Genomic DNA, 18163 nt, shown 5'->3' with positions numbered 1-18163 from the left:
CGCATTTACGCGAGGCGGAAGATAAGTACATCAAACCCCGACAAGTGGAACATCCTCCTCAGGGTCCAAACGCGGCATCCTCCCCAGGAGGCATACCCCTTCACAACGGCGATCTATCGGTCTCGGAAGTCCCGGTGGAAGGGCATGCGAGCCATGGGAAGGTGGGTGACCGGACCCGGAGGCATGACCATGGACCCGGGTTGACTAGGCTGCATCGACGGAGCGGACCGCAGAGTGGCGGCCGTACGGCACATTCCCGTGCAACGCACACTCGAGTGGTCATTGGCTGTCGATCCGTATAAAGGACGCCCTCGTGGACCTGTTCGAACATCAGGCGAAGGAACTCTTCGCCGAGTACGGGGTACCGGTGCCCACCGGCAAGGTCGCCCATACTCCCCAGGAAGCCCGCACGCACGCGGAAGAGCTCTTCGCCGCGGGCAGCAAGAAGGTCGTGGTCAAGGCCCAGGTGAAGACCGGGGGCCGCGGGAAGGCGGGCGGCGTCAAGCTCGCCGACAACGCCGACGAGGCCCAGGCCCTGGCCGAGCAGATCCTCGGCATGGACATCAAGGGCCACACGGTCCACAAGGTCCTGGTCGAGGAGGGCTCCGCCATCGCGCAGGAGTTCTACTTCTCGTTCCTGCTCGACCGCGCCAACCGCACCTTCCTCTCCATCTGCACCGTCGAGGGCGGCGTGGAGATCGAAGACGTGCCGCACGACAAGCTGGCGCTCACCGAGATCTCGCCGCTCACCGGCGTCGACAAGGCCAGGGCCCGCGAGATCGCCGAGGCCGGCCGGCTGCCCGCCGCCGCGCTGGACGGCGCCACCGAGATCATCGAGCGGCTCTGGGCGGTCTTCACCGACGAGGACGCGACCCTCGTCGAGGTGAACCCGCTCATCCTGACCGCGAGCGGTGAGGTCAAGGCGCTCGACGGCAAGGTCTCCCTGGACGACAACGCCTCGTTCCGCCAGGAGCACGACAAGCTCGAGGACAAGGCCTCGGCCGACCCGCTGGAGGCGGCGGCCAAGGAGAAGGACCTCAACTACGTCAAGCTCGAGGGCAGCGTCGGCATCATCGGCAACGGTGCGGGCCTGGTCATGTCCACCCTGGACGTGGTCGCCTACGCGGGCGAGGAGTTCGGCGGGCAGAAGCCGGCCAACTTCCTCGACATCGGCGGCGGCGCCTCGGCCGAGGTCATGGCGAACGGCCTGGAGATCGTGCTCTCCGACGGCGCCGTGAAGTCGGTGTTCGTGAACGTCTTCGGCGGCATCACCGCCTGCGACGCGGTCGCCAACGGCATCGTGTCCGCCTACAAGCTGCTGTCGGACCGCGGCGAGGCCGTCGACCGGCCCCTGGTCGTCCGGCTGGACGGCAACAACGCCGAACTCGGGCGCAAGATCCTGACCGACGCGGCGCTGCCGGGTGTCGAGCAGGTCGAGACGATGGACGACGCGGCCAAGCGTGCCGCCGAACTCGCTGCGGCAGGTGCATGAGCATGGCCATCTGGCTCACTGAGAACAGCAAGATCATCGTGCAGGGCATCACCGGCTCCGAGGGCACCAAGCACGGCCGCCGGATGCTGAAGGCCGGCGCCAAGGTCGTCGGCGGCGTGAACGCCCGCAAGGCCGGCCAGAGCGTCGACTTCGACGGCACCGAGCTGAAGGTCTACGGCACCGTCGCCGAGGCGATGGCCGAGACCGGCGCCGACGTGTCGGTGGTCTTCGTGCCGCCGAAGTTCACCAAGGACGCCGTGGTCGAGGCGATCGACGCCGAGATCCCGCTCTGCGTGGTGATCACCGAGGGCATCCCGGTGCACGACAGCGCCTACTTCTGGGCGTACGCCGAGTCCAAGCGCGCTGCGTCTCCTGGAAGCACGGGGACCCGCATCGTCGGGCCGAACTGCCCCGGCATCGCCTCGCCCGGCGCGTCCAACGCCGGCATCATCCCGGCCGACATCACCACGCCCGGCCGCATCGGCCTGGTGTCCAAGTCGGGCACGCTGACCTACCAGATGATGTACGAGCTGCGCGACATCGGCTTCTCCACCTGCGTCGGCATCGGCGGTGACCCGATCATCGGCACCACCCACATCGACGCGCTGAAGGCGTTCCAGGACGACCCGAACACCGACGCGATCGTCATGATCGGCGAGATCGGCGGCGACGCCGAGGAGCGCGCGGCCGCGTTCATCGAGCAGAACGTGACCAAGCCGGTCGTCGGCTACGTCGCCGGGTTCACCGCTCCCGAGGGCAAGACCATGGGCCACGCAGGCGCCATCGTGTCCGGCTCCGCCGGCACCGCGCAGGCGAAGAAGGAGGCCCTGGAGAAGGTCGGCGTCCGCGTCGGCAAGACCCCGAGCGAGACCGCCCGCCTCATGCGCGACATCATGAAGAACCTCTGAGGTTCCACCCTCAGCAGGGATCCGACGAAAGACGCCCGGCCGCGTGGAGCGGCTCGGGCGTCTTTCGTTCCCCGCCCCTTCAGCCACCCCACCCCCACCACACGCCGATCTTGCTCTCAGCGCCCTTATTCGCCGCTCGAAAGGGCGCTGAGAGCAAGATCGGCGTGTGGTGCTTCGTTCGCAAAGGCGACACGCCGGACGAGCGGGCCACGGGCGGGTGCCCAGGGTGCCAGCATGGACGCCGTGAGCGAACCGACCCCTGGACAGCGCGTGCGACCTGAGCGACCCGAGGGGTCCAGGCCCGCGCAAGGCCGGGGCCGTGCGTCCGGGTCCGGGACCCCGCCGCGGACGGCACCCGCGAGCGCGGGCGGGGGCGGGGGTGTGGCGCCCCGGCCGCTGTACGTGGCGGGCCTGGTGGGCGCGCTCTGGTGCATCGGCATCGGGCTCGCGGTGTTCACGACCATCACGCTGATCGGCTGGATCGCGGCGCCGCGGACGGCGCTCGGGCACGGCCTGCCCGGGGTCTTCCGTACGGCGGTCAACTTCTGGCTGGTGGCGCACCACGCCGGGTTCTCGGTGGCGCACGGCCGGGTGGGCCTGCTGCCGCTGGGCGTGATCGTCCTGCCGGGCGCGCTGCTCTACCGCAGCGGCGGCTGGATGATGCGGGTGACCGGGGTGTCCAGCCTGCCGCGCAGGCAGCGGGTCGGCGTCGTGCACGTCGCGGTCGCGCTGGCCGCGCCGTACGCCATCCTGTCCTCGCTGCTGGCGCTCGCCGCCGCCTCCAAGGTAGTGAAGGCGTCGGTCTGGCAGGCGCTGATCGCCTGCTTCGTCGTCGCGGTCTTGGCCGGCGGGCTGGGCGCGGCGCGCGCCGTGGTCGCCTCCGGGCCGAACGGCCGGGTCCGCTCGGGACTCGGCGCGCTGCTGAAGCTGCTTCCCGACCGTGCCCGCTCGCTGGTGGTCGGCGTCGCGGGCTCGCTGGCCGTACTGCTGGCGGCCGGTGCGCTGCTGGTCGGCGGCTCGCTCGTGGTGCACATGTCGGAGGCCGGGCGGCTGTACGACGAGCTGGCCCCCGGGATCGTCGGCGGCGTGCTGCTGATCCTGGTCGAGCTGGCCTTCCTGCCGAACGCGATCATCTGGGGGATGGCGTACGCGATCGGCCCCGGCTTCTCGGTGGGCGCGCACACGAGCGTCTCGCCGACCGGGGTGTTCCTGGACATCGTGCCCGCGTTCCCGCCGCTCGCCGCGCTGCCCGAGCCCGGCCCGGCCCCGCTGATCTCGCTGTTCGCGATGGCGGCGCCGTTCGTCGCGGGCGCGGTCGGCGGGGTGCTGACCGTTCGCGCCATGCCGAGCCCGGTGTACGAGGCGGCGCCGCTGTGGGGCTTCGTCTCGGGGGCCATGACCGGCGCGGTTGCCGCTCTGCTGGCGGCGCTGTCGGGCGGCCCGCTCGGCGGCGGGCGGATGGCGACCATGGGCCCCTCGGCCTGGCAGGTCGGCCTCCTGGCGGCCCTGGAGGTCGGGATCTCCGCCGCGATCGCGGCCTGGGCGGCCAACTGGCTGATCCTGCGGCGTCCGGCCAAGCCCGCCAACCAGAAGGTCCCCGCACGCAAGCGGCGTTGGCGGCGTTCCAGCCCGTCGACCCCGCGCCCCGCGGCTCGTACGGCGACGACCGCAGCGGGCGCCGCGAGCGCAGCCGCCGCGACCGCCGCGACGAGCAGCCAGGCCGAGGCCGCGCCGCCGCCGAAGCCCGCTCCCGCCCCGCACAAGTCACCGGCGCACGGGGGAGACCCGCTGGAGTTCGAGGAGGCGGAGCCCGTACTGGCGCCGCGCAAGCCGAACCGGGCCAAGCTCAGGCCCGGCGAGCCGCTGCCCGACCTGGCCGAGGAGATCGCAGAGCCCACCCGGCGGCCCAAGGCCGAGTCCAGGCCCAAGCCGAAGCCCGAGCCAAGGCCGGAACCGGAGCCCGAACCCCAGCCGGACACCCGATGGGTCAAGCACGAGGACATCCTCATCGAGGATCCCGAGCCCGCACCGGCACCCGAGCCGGCACGCGAGACGCGGCCCGTCCGTGAGCCCGAGCCGCAGTCGGAACGCGACGATGAGGCCGTTCCGCCGCCGCGCGAGGACCCCGGCCGCACCGAGAACCGGGGCGGGGCGATCTACGTCCTGCGCGAGGATCCCCAGCAGGACTGAGAACGCGTTCAGCACGACGGAGGGACCTCAGTACGCCTGAGAACGCGTCAGGCTTATCCGGGGAGGAACTTCTCCAGGTCGTCCAGCTTGCCCTCGGGCATGTTGAACTTCTTCTCCAGCGACCTGACGAAGGCGTCCTTGCAGGCCTTCTCGTCCTGCTGGGTGTTCGCCTTGTCGGTGCACTTGGTGTAGTCGCTCTGCTCCGGCCAGATGAAGATCGTCATGGCCAGCACCATCAGCGCCAGCACCAGGCCGATCGTGCCGAAGACGATCCCCGGGACCGCGCCCGGCGCCGCCGTCAGCCCGGCCTTGGCCGCCTTGCGCGCCCTGATCCCGATCACCAGCGCCGGGATGCCGAGCAGCAGCCCCGCCGGGAAGAAGAACAGGCTGATCACGGTCGCGCCGAGCCCCAGCCACAGCGACCGGCGGCCGAGCCGCGCCACGGCCGCGTCGTCGGGCCGCGGCGGGGTCGGGCCGTCGCCGCGCGACGGCGGCCGCCAGGCGGGCCCGGCCCGGCGCGCGCCGGGCTCGGGGATGTTCGGCCGGCCGGGGGTCTCGGTGGAACCGTTCCCGCCGTCGCCCTGCCCCGGCTGCTCGCTCACGTTGCCCGTCCTCCTGGCCGCTGTGACCTGTGCTGTCTGACCTGTGGTGTCGAATGAAAAGCGCCGTCAAAGGGCCGGTAGGCTTCGTGTGTTCCTACCAACCCCACCGTCGTCCTCAGGGAGTCATGGTGTCCGCCCGGCTCGTCGTCCTCGTCTCCGGCGCGGGGACCAACCTACAGGCGCTTCTCGACGCGTGTTCGGATCCAGCTTATGGGGCGCACGTCGTGGCCGTCGGCGCGGACCGTCGGGGAACGGGAGGGGTGGAACGGGCGCAGGCCGCCGGGCTGCCCACGTTCACCGCGGCGATCCCCGACTTCCCCGACCGGGACGCGTGGGACTCGGCCCTCGCCGAGGCCGTCGCCGCGCACGAGCCCGACCTGGTGATCTCGGCCGGGTTCATGAAGATCCTCGGCAAGAGCTTCCTGGAGCGCTTCGGCGGCCGCACGGTGAACACCCACCCGGCGCTGCTGCCCTCGTTCCCCGGCGCGCACGCGGTGCGGGAAGCCCTGGCGTACGGCGTGAAGGTGACGGGCTGTACGGTGCACTTCGTCGACGAAGGCGTGGACACCGGACCCGTGATCGCCCAGGAGACCGTTCCCGTGGGCTGGCACGACGACGAAGACTCCCTGCACGAGCGCATCAAGCAGGTGGAGCGCCGGCTTCTGGTCGACGTCGTCGGGCGGCTGGCCCGCGATGGCTGGACCACGCGGGGCAGGCGGGTCTCCATGAAGTGCAGTACCTGCAACGACACGTCCGCAGACGATGAGGGGAGCTCGGCCGGTGAGTCGGGTCGCGATTAAGCGAGCGCTGATCAGCGTTTATGACAAGACGGGCCTGGAGGAACTGGCCCAGGGCCTGCACAAGGCCGGGGTCGAGATCGTCTCCACCGGCTCCACGGCGGCGAAGATCGCCGCCGCGGGCGTGCCGGTGATGAAGGTCGAGAAGCTCACCGGGTTCCCCGAGTGCCTGGACGGCCGGGTGAAGACGCTGCACCCGAAGGTGCACGCGGGCCTGCTGGCCGACCGGCGCAAGGACGACCACATCCAGCAGCTCGAGGACCTCGGCGTCGAGCCGTTCGACCTGGCCGTGGTCAACCTCTACCCGTTCGCCGACACGGTCGCCTCGGGCGCCAAGCCGGACGAGTGCGTGGAGCAGATCGACATCGGCGGCCCGACCATGGTCCGCGCCGCCGCCAAGAACCACGCCAGCGTCGCGGTCGTCGTCGACCCGTCCGGCTACGCGCAGGTGCTCGCCGCGGCGTCCGAGGGCGGCTTCACGCTGGAGCAGCGGCGCGCCCTCGCCGCCCAGGCGTTCGCGCACACCGCCGCCTACGACGTGGCGGTCGCGTCCTGGTTCGCCAGCTCGTACGCGCCGGACGAGACGGCCGCCGAGACGCAGTGGCCGGCGTTCCTCGGCGGGACCTGGGACCGTTCGAACGCCCTGCGCTACGGCGAGAACCCGCACCAGCGCGCCGCGCTCTACCTCACCCCGGACGGCGGCGGCCTGGCCCGCGCGGAGCAGCTGTACGGCAAGGAGATGTCCTACAACAACTACGTGGACACCGACGCCGCCCACCGCGCCGCCTACGACTTCGACGACGCCTGCGTCGCGATCATCAAGCACGCCAACCCGTGCGGCATCGCGGTCGGCGCCGACATCGCCGAGGCGCACCGCAAGGCGCACGAGTGCGACCCGGCGTCCGCCTACGGCGGCGTGATCGCGGCCAACCGCCCGGTCTCCGCCGCGATGGCCCGCCAGATCACCGAGAGTTTCGCCGAGGTGGTCGTCGCACCCGCGTTCGACGACGAGGCCGTGACCGTCCTCACCGAGCGCTTCAAGAACGTCCGCCTGCTGGTCTGCCCGGAGGGCCCGGCGGGTGCCGTCGAGTCCCGCCGCATCGACGGCGGCCTGCTCCTGCAGACCGTCGACAGGGTGGACGCCCCCGGCGACGACCCGGCGAACTGGGAGCTGAAGACCGGCACGGCCGCCGACGAGGCGACGCTGCGCGACCTGGCGTTCGCCTGGAAGGCCTGCCGCTCGGTCAAGTCGAACGCGATCCTGCTGGCCTCCGGCGGCGCCACCACCGGCGTCGGCATGGGCCAGGTCAACCGGGTCGACTCGGCCAAGCTGGCCGTGATGCGGGCGGGCGCCGAGCGCGCCGCCGCCTCCGTCGGCGCCTCCGACGCGTTCTTCCCGTTCCCCGACGGCCTCGAGGTGCTGGCCGAGGCGGGCGTGAAGGCCATCGTCGAGCCGGGCGGCTCGATCCGCGACGAGCAGGTGATCGAGGCCGCCGAGAAGGCCGGGATCGCCCTCTACTTCACCGGCGTCCGCCACTTCTTCCACTGATCTGAAGATCGTCTGACCCCCCGAGAGGACCTCTCGGGGGGTTTTACGTTTTCCGGAAGGTAGCCTCGACCAGGTCGCGCCCCCCGTTACCCCCACTTGACCTCGGCGCGAACGTTCGCTGGAGGAGGCGCGATGGACTGGCTGACCACTCTGATCATGGGCAACACGGTGCAGACGACGGGGCTGCTGCTCGAGTCGCGCCACCTGGTCGGATTCGTCGCCGCCATCCTGGCCGCCATGCTCGCCGCCCAGCTGGGCTGGCACGGCACCGACCGGATCATCGCCTGGCGCGGCCGTCCCGACGAGGACTGAGACCTCGCCGCCGGCGGCTAACGGTCGAGCCTGGCGCGCAGGGCCTCCCAGGCCGCCGGCCACTCGGAGTCGATCATCGAGAAGGTGGCGGTGTCCCGGAGGGAGCCGTCCTTCAGGATCCTGTGGTTGCGGTGGATCCCCTCGAACTCGGCGCCGAGCCGCTGGATCGCGCGGCGGGACCGCTCGTTGCGGCTGTGGGTGTGCCAGACGACCCGGACCGCGCCGAGGTCGCCGAAGGCGCGCTCCAGCAGCATCAGCTTGGACTCGGTGTTGATGCCGGTGCGGTGCCAGCGCGGGCCGATCCAGGTGTGGCCGATGGCCAGGCCGCGGTGGCCCGGGTCGATGTCGTAGAACGAGGTCGTCCCCGCCACCTCCCCGGTGACCGCGTCGATCTGCACCCAGGGCAGGCGTACGCGTTGTTCGCAGGCCTCCAGGGCCCGTTCGACGATCTCCTTCATTCCGTTGACGCCGGTGGGCTGGACGTCGCTGAGCCAGGTCCAGATGTCCGGGTCCTTGCCCGCCTCGAAGAGCCCCTCCACGTGGTCCAGGGACAGGGGCTCCAGCCGTACGTAACGGCCGGACAGGACGGGGCGTTCGAACCAGGCTCCACTCATGCCGTCCACGCTATGCGGCAAATGTGGACGTCTTTAATAGCCACTTAGAGGCGATTCCTGGGAACCAGTAGGCCCGCCGCCGCTCCGGGTGACACGCGGCTGCACCTACGTCCTGCCCGCCGCCGACGTCCTGCCCGCCGGCGACGGCCTGCGCGAGGCCGTCGCCCGCGTCGAGGCCGTCCGTTCCATCGGCCGATAACATGGAGTCAACGCGACTGGCGCAGTCAAGGTGGATTCGACCACCGGGGAGCGAAGGACAGTCCGCACACCGCGCGCCTGGGTGTACGGGGCGATGACCCCTAGCAGCGCGGAGGTAGTGCGTTGACCGCACAGATTCTGGACGGCAAGGCGACGGCGGCCGAGATCAGGACCGATCTGAAGAAGCGCGTCGAGGAGCTGCGCGGCCACGGCGTCGCCGTCGGCCTCGGCACGGTGCTGGTGGGCGACGACCCCGGCAGCCACTCCTACGTCAACATGAAGCACCGCGACTGCGCCGAGGTCGGCATCGAGAGCATCCGCCGCGACCTGCCGGCGACCGCCACGCAGGAGGAGGTCGAGCGGGTCGTCGCCGAGCTGAACGCCGACCCCGCCTGCACCGGCTACATCGTTCAGCTGCCCCTGCCGAAGGGCCTGAACGAGGAGCGCGTGCTGGAGATGATCGACCCGGTCAAGGACGCCGACGGCCTCCAGCCGGTCAACCTCGGGCGCCTGGTGCTGATGCAGGACGCCCCGCTCCCGTGCACCCCGAAGGGCATCGTCGCGCTGCTGCGCCGGTTCGACGTGCCGCTGCGCGGCGCCGAGGTCACCGTGATCGGCCGTGGCATCACCGTCGGCCGCCCGCTCGGGCTGCTGCTGACCCGCCGCAGCGAGAACGCGACCGTGACGCTCTGCCACACCGGCACCCGCGACCTGGCCGCGCACGTGCGCAACGCCGACATCGTCGTGGCGGCGGCCGGCGTCCCCGGCCTGATCACCGGCGACATGGTCAAGCCCGGCGCGGCCGTGCTGGACGTGGGCGTCTCGCGGGTGGACGGCAAGCTCGCCGGCGACGTCGCCGCGGACGTGCGCGAGGTGGCCGGCTGGGTGGCGCCGAACCCGGGCGGCGTCGGCCCGATGACCCGCGCGATGCTGCTCGCGAACGTGGTGGAAGCGGCGGAAGCCGCCGCTCGCGCCTGATCAGGCGTCTGATTCCGATCGGCTCTGTTCGGTCCCCGTCGTGATCGTGCGGCCGTGCAGGACGGCCGCACGATCACGACGGGACGGACCTGCGACCGCCCTCTGGTGCGCTGCCATATGAGGGCGGACGCAAGATCACATCGGTTGGTGCCTCCGGCCGGCGCTGCTAGCTCGCCCTACGGCCGGCCGCCGCGTGGCCTCGGGGAGCCGTCGCGTGGGTGGCTCCGGGCGTGCCTGGACGGCGGACACCGGGCGGTGCCTGGCCGTCCATCGGGCGGTTCTGTTGGGGCACATGGACAGGGGGAAGCGGCCTGACGAGGCCCATGGCGATGACCTCGTTGGCCAGGCGGGTACGGCGGTTGGCGCCCTCGGGGATCCGGAACTTCTGGTACAGCCTCAGCAGATGCTGCTTGACGGCCGCCTCGGTCACGACGAGATCGCCGGCGATCTCGCGTGCGGTGGCGGGCGCCACGAAGGCCTCGTCCGAGAGGGCGGGGCGACAGAGCGAGGTCAGTACGTCGACCTCGCGGCGGGTGAGCTCGGGTGCCACGGCGCGCCGCAGCTCGACGTCGGGATCGACCTCCTCGCGGGGGATGCCCCCCATGCGGACGCGTGCCGTGCCGAAGCTCACGACGTCGCCGTCCTCCAGTACCCGGCGGGCGATCGGCCTGCCGTTGACACGGGTGCCGTTACGCGACAGCCCCATGTCGACGACGTACACGTACGGGCCGCGCCGAACGATCTCTGCGTGCAATCGGGACACACTCGGGTCGTCGAGGCGAATGTCGACTCCTCGCCCTCTTCCGACCGTCGTGACGTCGGGGCGCAGCGGCACCACCAGCCCGCTGTCCTCGATCCGCATGAACGGCCCCTCCACGGCAGTCCTCCCAGCTAGTTAGCGACCCCTGTCTGCCGGGTTACCCGGGCGCGTGGCCCCCACACCCTCCTACTGGCGAGTAGGACCGACGACACAAGGCATTCTTCGCCCATCGAGGCTCGTTGCGCCCCACCCGTATCGCATTCTTCGTGAGTCTTTCCCGCCGGTGGCCTCGGAGTCGGGAGGAAATGCCGTCGCCGAGGCGCCGTTCCGGAGGGTCTCGCGACTCGCGAGATTGCCGGGATGCACCGTCTGTTTTGTCGAGATGCTCCGTCCGGTGTGTCGAGCCGGTCACCGGTTGCCGCTACCGTGGAGACCGGATCGAGCAGTCGGGAGCGATCATGAGCACGGAGCTGCGCCGGCGGAGGCGCAAGGCGCCCAAGGGCCGCGGCGCCACCCCGCACTGGCTGGGCCAGTTGCCGTACGTGCTCGTGCTGTGCGGCGTCGGGGGCGGGCTCGCGCTCTGCGCGCTCAACTACTTCCGCAAGGGCTCGGGCCTGATGGCCGCCGCGGTGCTGTTCGGCGCGCTGGCGCGGATGGTGCTACCGCCGAGTCAGGTCGGCATGCTCGAAACGCGCAAGAAATGGCTCGACGTGGTGACGATGACGGGGTTCGCGGTCGCGATCGCGGTCGTGGCCTGGGTCGTCCCGGACTGAGCGGGTCCGAGCGGGTCCGAGCGGCCCGGCTGCTCATCGGCGGACGGTTTTGTTACCAAAGCGTACGGTTTTTGGTGCGGTTTGTTACTTCCGCGTAGGGTGTCTTGGCCCACCCCTGGCTGTCATGAGCGGCTCTCACACCGGATATCTTGATGTCGAGCAATGACGCCGCCGTGAATTGAGGGAGCCCGGGTGACTGACTCGACGATCATCTATACCCACACCGACGAGGCCCCGGCCCTCGCCACATATTCGTTCCTTCCCGTGATCCAGGCCTACGCCTCCACGGCGGGGGTCGCGGTCGAGACCCGCGACATCTCCCTCGCCGGCCGGATCATCGCCGTCTTCCCCGAATACCTGGACGAGAGCCAGCGCATCGGCGACGCCCTCGCCGAGCTCGGCGAGCTGACCGAGTCGCCCGGCGCCAACATCATCAAGCTGCCGAACGTGTCGGCCTCGATGCCGCAGCTGAAGGCCGCCGTCGCCGAGCTCCAGGCGCAGGGCTACGCGCTGCCGGACTACCCCGACGACCCGAAGACCGACGAGGAGCGCGACGTTCAGGCGCGCTACGACAAGGTCAAGGGCAGCGCGGTCAACCCGGTGCTGCGCCAGGGCAACTCCGACCGCCGCGCCCCCGCCTCGGTCAAGGCCTACGCCCGTACGCACCCGCACCGCATGGGCGCCTGGACGCCGGAGTCCAAGACCAACGTGGCGACGATGGGCGTCGACGACTTCCGTTCCACCGAGAAGTCCGCCGTCGTGGCCGCCGACGGCTCGCTGCGCATCGAGCTCGCCGCCGACGACGGCGCGACCACCGTGCTGCGCGAGTCCGTACCGGTGCTCGCGGGCGAGGTGGTGGACGCCTCGGTGATGCGAGTAGCCCCGCTGCGCGAGTTCCTCACCGCGCAGGTCGCCCAGGCCAAGGCCGACGGCGTTCTCTTCTCCGTGCACCTCAAGGCCACCATGATGAAGGTCTCCGACCCGATCATCTTCGGCCACGTGGTCCGCGCGTTCTTCCCCAAGACCTTCGCCGCGTACGGCGAGACCCTCGCCGCCGCCGGCCTGTCCCCGAACGACGGCCTCGGCGGCATCCTGAACGGCCTGGCCGCGCTGCCCGACGGCGATGCGATCAAGGCGTCCTTCGAGGCCGAGATCGCGGGCGGCCCCGAGCTGGCGATGGTCGACTCCGACCGCGGCATCACCAACCTGCACGTGCCGAGCGACGTCATCGTCGACGCCTCCATGCCGGCGATGATCCGTACCTCCGGCCACATGTGGGGCCCGGACGGCGAGGAGGCCGACACCCTGGCCGTCCTGCCCGACTCCAGCTACTCCGGCGTCTACCAGGCCGTCATCGACGACTGCCGCGCGCACGGCGCGTTCGACCCGGCCACCATGGGCTCGGTCCCGAACGTCGGCCTGATGGCGCAGAAGGCCGAGGAGTACGGCAGCCACGACAAGACCTTCGAGGTCGCCGCCGCGGGCACCGTGCGCGTCGTGGACGGTGCCGGGAACGTCGTCCTGGAGCAGCAGGTCGCGGCGGGCGACATCTTCCGGATGTGCCAGACCAAGGACCTGCCGATCCGTGACTGGGTGAAGCTCGCCGTCACCCGCGGCCGCGCCACCGGCGACCCGATCGTGTTCTGGCTCGACGAGACCCGCGCGCACGACGCGCAGCTGATCGAGAAGATCAAGGCGTACCTGCCCGAGCACGACACCGAGGGCCTGCAGATCGAGATCCTGGCGCCGGTCGAGGCGACGAAGTTCTCCCTGGAGCGCATCCGCCGCGGCGAGAACGCCATCTCGGTCACCGGCAACGTGCTGCGCGACTACCTGACCGACCTGTTCCCGATCCTCGAGCTCGGCACCAGCGCCAAGATGCTGTCGATCGTCCCGCTGATGGCGGGCGGCGGCCTGTTCGAGACCGGCGCCGGCGGCTCGGCGCCCAAGCACGTCCAGCAGCTGGTCAAGGAGGACTACCTCCGCTGGGACAGCCTGGGCGAGTTCTTCGCGCTCGCCGCGAGCTTCGAGCACCTGGCCACCTCGACGGGCAACGCGCGCGCCCAGATCCTGGCGGACACCCTGGATCGTGCCACCGCGACGTTCCTGAACGAGAACAAGTCGCCGACGCGCCGCCTCGGCGGCATCGACAACCGCGGCAGCCACTTCTTCCTCGCCCTCTACTGGGCGCAGGAGCTGGCCGCGCAGACCGAGGACGCCGAGCTGGCCGCCGCCCTGGCGCCGCTGGCCAAGACCCTGGCCGAGCAGGAGCAGACCATCGTGGACGAGCTCCTGGCCGTCCAGGGCAACCCGGTCGACCTCGGCGGCTACTACCAGCCGGACCCGGCCAAGGCGGCCGCGGTCATGCGCCCCTCGGCGACCTTCAACAAGGCCCTCGAGATCCTCGGCTGATCCTCGTGGCCACGGGCTGAACCACGGGCTGAACCACGGGCTGAACCACGGGCTGAACCACAGGCTGCGCCTGACAGCCGCGCGCTGAAGGCCGTCCCCGGCGACCGGGGGCGGCCTTCGCTGTGTTCTGGGACACGTTCATGCCGATCGGCGCACCTGGCGGATGCGGCACGCGGACCGCGCGATAGCCTGACCTTGGATTATCTCGATGACGAGAGACCTACCATGCGCCGTCGAGATCTCACCCGCCCCGACCGGTCGTTCCGCAGGAGATGAAGAAGGCCATGACCAGCACCCCAGTCAACGTCACCGTCACCGGCGCGGCAGGCCAGATCGGCTACGCGCTGCTGTTCCGCATCGCCTCGGGGCAGCTGCTCGGGGCGGACGTACCCGTACGCCTGCGGCTGCTGGAGATTCCGCAGGCGGTGAAGGCCGCCGAAGGAACGGCGATGGAGCTGGACGACTGCGCGTTCCCCCTGCTGGACGGCGTCGACATCTTCGACGACGCCACCAAGGCCTTCGCGGGCACCAACGTCGCGCTGCTGGTCGGCGCCCGTCCCCGCACCAAGGGCATGGAGCGCGGCGACCTGCTGGAGGCCAACGGCGGCATCTTCAAGCCGCAGGGCGAGGCCATCAACGCCGGCGCCGCCGACGACATCAAGGTCCTGGTGGTCGGCAACCCGGCCAACACCAACGCCCTCATCGCCCAGCAGCACGCGCCGGACGTCCCGGCCGAGCGCTTCACCGCGATGACCCGCCTCGACCACAACCGCGCCCTCGCGCAGCTGTCGAAGAAGGCCGGCGTCTCGGTCTCCGACATCAAGAAGATGACGATCTGGGGCAACCACTCCGCCACCCAGTACCCCGACATCTTCCACGCCGAGATCGCCGGCAAGAACGCCGCCGAGACGGTGAACGACCAGTCCTGGCTGGAGAACGACTTCATCCCGACCGTGGCCAAGCGCGGCGCCGCGATCATCGAGGCCCGGGGCGCGTCCTCGGCCGCGTCCGCCGCGTCCGCCGCCATCGACCACGTGCACACCTGGGTGAACGGCACCGCGGCCGGCGACTGGACCTCCATGGCGGTCGTCTCCGACGGCTCCTACGGCGTTCCCGAGGGCATCATCTCCTCGTTCCCGGTCACCACCTCGGGCGGCAAGTGGGAGATCGTCCAGGGCCTGGAGATCGACGACTTCTCGCGCGCCCGCATCGACGCCTCCGTCGGCGAGCTCGCCGAGGAGCGCGAGGCCGTTCGCGGCCTGGGCCTCATCTGAGCCCTCCCCGTACCGAGGACGAGCCCCGCGCCGGAAACGGCCCGGGGCTCGTTCCATGCCGGGGGCGTTCCGTGAGAGGCCTCGTTCCATGAAATGACCTTGACCTGCGGATCTCTGCGTGTCAGGGCACGCCGGTCACACGGTGTGTCCAATAGGATCGCTCCGCGTACACGGGTTGCTCGTCCGGGGTGAAGGTCTTCCATGCGTCGCGTTCTGGTCGCGCACGGCTCAGCCGTCGCCGTCCTGTTGATCACCATCGGCCCGGCGCGGGCCGCGAGCCGGCCGATGAACGGCGCCGACCTGCGGGTGCGGGTCACCGGCCCGTCCGCCCGGGTCAAGACCGGCGACGTCCTGGACTACGCCGTCCAGGTCCACAACGCCGGGCCCGCCGCCGTCGGCTCCGCCACCGCTGTGGCCTGGCTGCCCGCCCAGATCGCCGTCATCTCCTACGACGACGGCCGCTGCCATGAACGTGCCGCGACCCTGCGCTGTCCCGTCTCCCTGGCCTCGGGTGAGACCCGGACCGTCCACATCCTGGGGATAGTGAAGCCGGCCGCGACCGGCGCGTTCCGCGTCCGCGCCAAGGCCCTGTGGGCGCGCGACCCCATCCCGGGCAACAACCACGCCGCGCTGGCCGCCCGGGTCGCGCCGAGCACCGACGTGGCGGTACGCCTGTCCGCGCCGCGTCACATGCCGCGCATGGGATGGGCCGCACTCGCCGTCACCGTCGTCAACCGGGGCCCGAACCCGTCACGCCGCGTGACCCTCCACGTGGGCGCCCACGGCGCCCGCCTCGCCGCCCCCGCAGGCCACCACTGCAAGATCACCGGCGATGGCGCCGGGGGCCGCTTCCTGCACTGCGCGCTGGGCTGGATGGCTTCCGGGGCCGGCCACACGCTGTACGTGCGGGTGCGTCCGTCGTCGGGCGGCCGCGTCCTGGTGCAGGACTTCGCGGCGTCCGCGTCGCCCGAGCTCGGCGACCGCCGTCCAGGCAACAACACCGCCACCGCCCGAGTCCGCCCAGCCCGCTAACCCGCCCGCTAGCCCGCCCGCTAGCCCGCCCGCACGCCCGGACCTGACCGCCGCGCTGTCAGAAACTTGGAAACGTTTCCATGCGCCGATCTTGCTCTCAGCGCCCTTGGCGGTGGGCTGAAAGGGCGCTGAGAGCAAGATCGGCGTTTAGGTGAGGCGGTTGGCGCCGGGGGCGGGGCGGGCCTCGATGATGCTCGGCTCGGTCCAGCCTCGGGTGGCGTAGGCGCTGGTGATCGCGTCGCGGACGCGGTCGACGCGGTCGGTGGCGGTGAGAACGATCACCGAGCCGCCGAAGCCGCCGCCGACCATCCGGCCGCCGCGCGCACCGGCGCGCAGGGCCTCCTCGACGGCCACGTCGGCCTCCGGCCAGGAGATCTCGAACTGATCCCGCAGCGAAAGGTGCGAGGCCGTCAGCATGGCTCCCAGCTCGGCCACGGCCCCGGCGCGCAGCAGGCCGACGGCCGCCTCGACACGGTGGTTCTCGGTGACGACGTGCTGAACGCGGCGGCGCAGCACGGGGTCGGAGAGCGCGGCCAGGGCGCCGGGCAGGTCCTTGACGTCGCGGAGTGCCGGGACGTTGAGGAGTTCGGCGGCGCGCTCGCATTCGGCGCGGCGGTTGCCGTAGTCGCCGCCGGTGAGGGCGTGGTGGGCGCGGGTGTCGACGGACAGGAGGGTGAGCCCGGCCGCGGCGGGGTCGAACGGGACCTGCGACGACAGGCCGCTGCGGCAGTCGAGCATGAGCGCGTGGCCCTCGGTGCACAGCAGCGAGGCCGACTGGTCCATGATCCCGCAGGGCACGCCGACGTAGTCGTTCTCCGCCTTCTGGCACAGCAGCGCCAGCTCGCGCCGGTCGATCTCCACCCCGTACAGCTCGCACAGGGCCAGCGCGGTCGCGCACTCCAGCGCGGCCGACGACGACAGCCCGGCGCCCTGAGGCAGGTCGGCGTCGAACAGCAGGGACGCGCCGCGGATCGGATACTCCGAGAGCGCCCAGGCCACGCCCGCCGGGTAGGCGGCCCAGCCCTCGGGCTTGCCCTCGCCGGGCCGTACGGTCACCACGGCGTCCGGGGCCTGAAGCGAACGCAGCTCCAGCACGCCGTCGTCGCGGCGCGCGGCGGCCGCCGAGACGCCCTGGGCCAGGGCGAACGGCAGGACGAAGCCGTCGTTGTAGTCGGTGTGCTCGCCGATCAGGTTGATCCGGCCGGGGGCGCGCCACACGCCCTCCGGTGGACGCCCGTAGGCCTCGGCGAAGGCCGTCTCCAGGGTCACCGGCGCGTCACCGGGACTGGATGAACGCCCAGGCGTCCGCCACCTGGGAGCGCAGGTCGCGCTCGGGCTTCCAGCCCAGCGCCGACTGGATCTTGTCCGAGGAGGCCACCAGGACGGCGGGGTCGCCGGGGCGGCGCGGGCTGACCACGGCCGGGATCGGGTGGCCGGTGACCGCGCGGCAGGCGTCGATCACCTCGCGGACCGAGAAGCCCGAGCCGCTGCCCAGGTTGAAGATCTGGTGGGTGCCGGGGGAGCAGGCGTCCAGCGCCAGCAGGTGCGCCGCGCCCAGGTCGACCACGTGCACATAGTCGCGGACGCACGTCCCGTCGGCGGTCGGGTAGTCCTCGCCGAACACGTTGACCGACTCGCGCTCGCCCAGCGCGACCTTGAGCACGTTGGGGATCAGGTGGGTCTCGACCGTGTGCCGCTCGCCGTACTTCCCGTACGCCCCGGCCACGTTGAAGTAGCGCAGCGAGACGCCGCCGAGCCCGAACAGCCGCGCGTACTCGGCGAGCGAGGTGTCGATCGCCAGCTTGGACGCGCCGTAGGGGTTGGTCGGCCGGGTCGGGCCGGTCTCCAGGATCGGCGTGGACTCCGGCTCGCCGTACGTCGCCGCCGTCGAGGAGAACACGATCTTGGCCACCCCGGCCTGCCGCATGGCGTCCAGCAGCGCCAGCGACTCGCCCAGGTTCTTGTCCCAGTAGAGGCCCGGCTTCTCCACCGACTCGCCGACCAGCGACTTGGCGGCGAAGTGCAGCACGGCCTCGAAGCCACCGCCCGACAGGACCTCCAGGGCCTTGTCCCGCAGCGTGCCCCGCACCAGCACGGCACCCTCGGGCACCGCGTTCTCGTGGCCGGTCGACAGGTCGTCGAGCACGACGACCTCGTGCCCGGCTTCGAGCAGCAGCGCGGTGACCACGCTGCCGATGTAACCGGCGCCTCCGGTGACGAGCAGCTTCACGGAAAGACCTCCTGGACGGGACTGGCGGGGCGGCTGGACTTT

The 18163-nt window shown here is 71.3% G+C and carries 16 protein-coding genes and 1 riboswitch; of the genes, 11 read left to right on the top strand and 5 right to left on the bottom strand.

Annotated features, from left to right (window positions below; translation table 11 throughout):
- The first annotated feature begins 313 nt into the window (after nt 1-313).
- The 3 genes from sucC to J4573_RS33830 all read left to right on the top strand — a co-directional run bounded on the left by sucC (nt 314) and on the right by J4573_RS33830 (nt 4590).
- Nucleotides 314-1492 (top strand): ADP-forming succinate--CoA ligase subunit beta, encoded by a 1179-nt coding sequence (sucC, locus tag J4573_RS33840; RefSeq protein ID WP_208260006.1) that lies wholly within the window; start codon nt 314-316, stop codon nt 1490-1492.
- Nucleotides 1493-1494: 2 nt separating this feature from the next.
- Complete coding sequence (gene sucD / locus J4573_RS33835; protein WP_208260005.1) at nt 1495-2400, top strand: succinate--CoA ligase subunit alpha; 906 nt, start codon at nt 1495-1497, stop codon at nt 2398-2400.
- Between the two features lie 381 nt (nt 2401-2781).
- A complete protein-coding gene (locus tag J4573_RS33830) occupies nt 2782-4590 on the top strand; it encodes a cell division protein PerM (protein ID WP_208260004.1) in 1809 nt (602 codons plus the stop codon).
- 53 nt (nt 4591-4643) lie between these two features.
- On the opposite strand, the gene J4573_RS33825 is transcribed toward J4573_RS33830, so the two are convergent.
- Nucleotides 4644-5192 (bottom strand): ABC transporter permease subunit, encoded by a 549-nt coding sequence (locus tag J4573_RS33825; RefSeq protein ID WP_208260003.1) that lies wholly within the window; start codon nt 5190-5192, stop codon nt 4644-4646.
- 125 nt (nt 5193-5317) lie between these two features.
- Here J4573_RS33825 and purN point away from each other — a divergent pair, with 125 nt between their 5' ends.
- From purN to J4573_RS33810, 3 genes are all read left to right on the top strand, one after another.
- On the top strand, nt 5318-5992 hold the full coding sequence (gene purN / locus J4573_RS33820) for a phosphoribosylglycinamide formyltransferase (RefSeq protein ID WP_208260002.1): 675 nt from the start codon (nt 5318-5320) through the stop codon (nt 5990-5992).
- Nucleotides 5973-7538 (top strand): bifunctional phosphoribosylaminoimidazolecarboxamide formyltransferase/IMP cyclohydrolase, encoded by a 1566-nt coding sequence (gene purH / locus J4573_RS33815; protein ID WP_208260001.1) that lies wholly within the window; start codon nt 5973-5975, stop codon nt 7536-7538. The genes purN and purH overlap by 20 nt, the downstream gene beginning before the upstream one ends.
- A gap of 132 nt (nt 7539-7670) precedes the next feature.
- Nucleotides 7671-7850 (top strand): hypothetical protein, encoded by a 180-nt coding sequence (locus tag J4573_RS33810; protein WP_208260000.1) that lies wholly within the window; start codon nt 7671-7673, stop codon nt 7848-7850.
- Between the two features lie 17 nt (nt 7851-7867).
- Here J4573_RS33810 and J4573_RS33805 read toward each other — a convergent pair whose 3' ends face one another.
- Nucleotides 7868-8464: a GNAT family N-acetyltransferase gene (locus J4573_RS33805; RefSeq protein ID WP_208259999.1), complete on the bottom strand. Its 597-nt coding sequence runs from the start codon at nt 8462-8464 to the stop codon at nt 7868-7870.
- Between the two features lie 201 nt (nt 8465-8665).
- Nucleotides 8666-8753: riboswitch (ZMP/ZTP riboswitch) on the top strand.
- Nucleotides 8754-8785: 32 nt separating this feature from the next.
- On the opposite strand from J4573_RS33805, the gene J4573_RS33800 reads away from it, so the two are divergent.
- Entirely contained in the window at nt 8786-9640 is an 855-nt protein-coding gene (locus J4573_RS33800) for a bifunctional methylenetetrahydrofolate dehydrogenase/methenyltetrahydrofolate cyclohydrolase (RefSeq protein ID WP_208259998.1), read from the top strand.
- A 166-nt stretch (nt 9641-9806) separates the two neighbouring features.
- Here the strand turns inward: J4573_RS33800 and J4573_RS33795 are convergent, their stop codons facing one another.
- Nucleotides 9807-10517 carry an FHA domain-containing protein gene (locus tag J4573_RS33795; protein WP_208259997.1) on the bottom strand — a complete coding sequence of 237 codons (711 nt, stop codon included), beginning with the start codon at nt 10515-10517 and terminating at the stop codon, nt 9807-9809.
- A gap of 341 nt (nt 10518-10858) precedes the next feature.
- On the opposite strand from J4573_RS33795, the gene J4573_RS33790 reads away from it, so the two are divergent.
- From J4573_RS33790 to J4573_RS33775, 4 genes are all read left to right on the top strand, one after another.
- Nucleotides 10859-11173: a DUF3017 domain-containing protein gene (locus J4573_RS33790; protein ID WP_208259996.1), complete on the top strand. Its 315-nt coding sequence runs from the start codon at nt 10859-10861 to the stop codon at nt 11171-11173.
- Nucleotides 11174-11365: 192 nt separating this feature from the next.
- Nucleotides 11366-13585 carry an NADP-dependent isocitrate dehydrogenase gene (locus J4573_RS33785; RefSeq protein WP_208259995.1) on the top strand — a complete coding sequence of 740 codons (2220 nt, stop codon included), beginning with the start codon at nt 11366-11368 and terminating at the stop codon, nt 13583-13585.
- 284 nt (nt 13586-13869) lie between these two features.
- On the top strand, nt 13870-14859 hold the full coding sequence (locus J4573_RS33780; RefSeq protein WP_208259994.1) for a malate dehydrogenase: 990 nt from the start codon (nt 13870-13872) through the stop codon (nt 14857-14859).
- A gap of 201 nt (nt 14860-15060) precedes the next feature.
- Nucleotides 15061-15891, top strand: a complete 831-nt coding sequence (locus J4573_RS33775) for a DUF11 domain-containing protein (RefSeq protein WP_208259993.1) — start codon at nt 15061-15063, stop codon at nt 15889-15891.
- 147 nt (nt 15892-16038) lie between these two features.
- Here the strand turns inward: J4573_RS33775 and galK are convergent, their stop codons facing one another.
- Both galK and galE read right to left on the bottom strand, forming a co-directional pair.
- Nucleotides 16039-17160, bottom strand: coding sequence for a galactokinase (galK, locus tag J4573_RS33770; RefSeq protein WP_208259992.1), 1122 nt, complete (start codon nt 17158-17160; stop codon nt 16039-16041).
- Between the two features lie 7 nt (nt 17161-17167).
- On the bottom strand, nt 17168-18121 hold the full coding sequence (galE, locus tag J4573_RS33765; RefSeq protein ID WP_208259991.1) for a UDP-glucose 4-epimerase GalE: 954 nt from the start codon (nt 18119-18121) through the stop codon (nt 17168-17170).
- Between the last annotated feature and the right edge of the window lie 42 nt (nt 18122-18163).

This window comes from Actinomadura barringtoniae (genome assembly GCF_017573505.1).
GTDB classification, from domain to species: Bacteria; Actinomycetota; Actinomycetes; order Streptosporangiales; family Streptosporangiaceae; genus Spirillospora; species Spirillospora barringtoniae.
The sequence above is the reverse complement of the archived record's forward strand: the minus strand, read 5'-3'. Positions and strand labels throughout refer to the sequence as shown.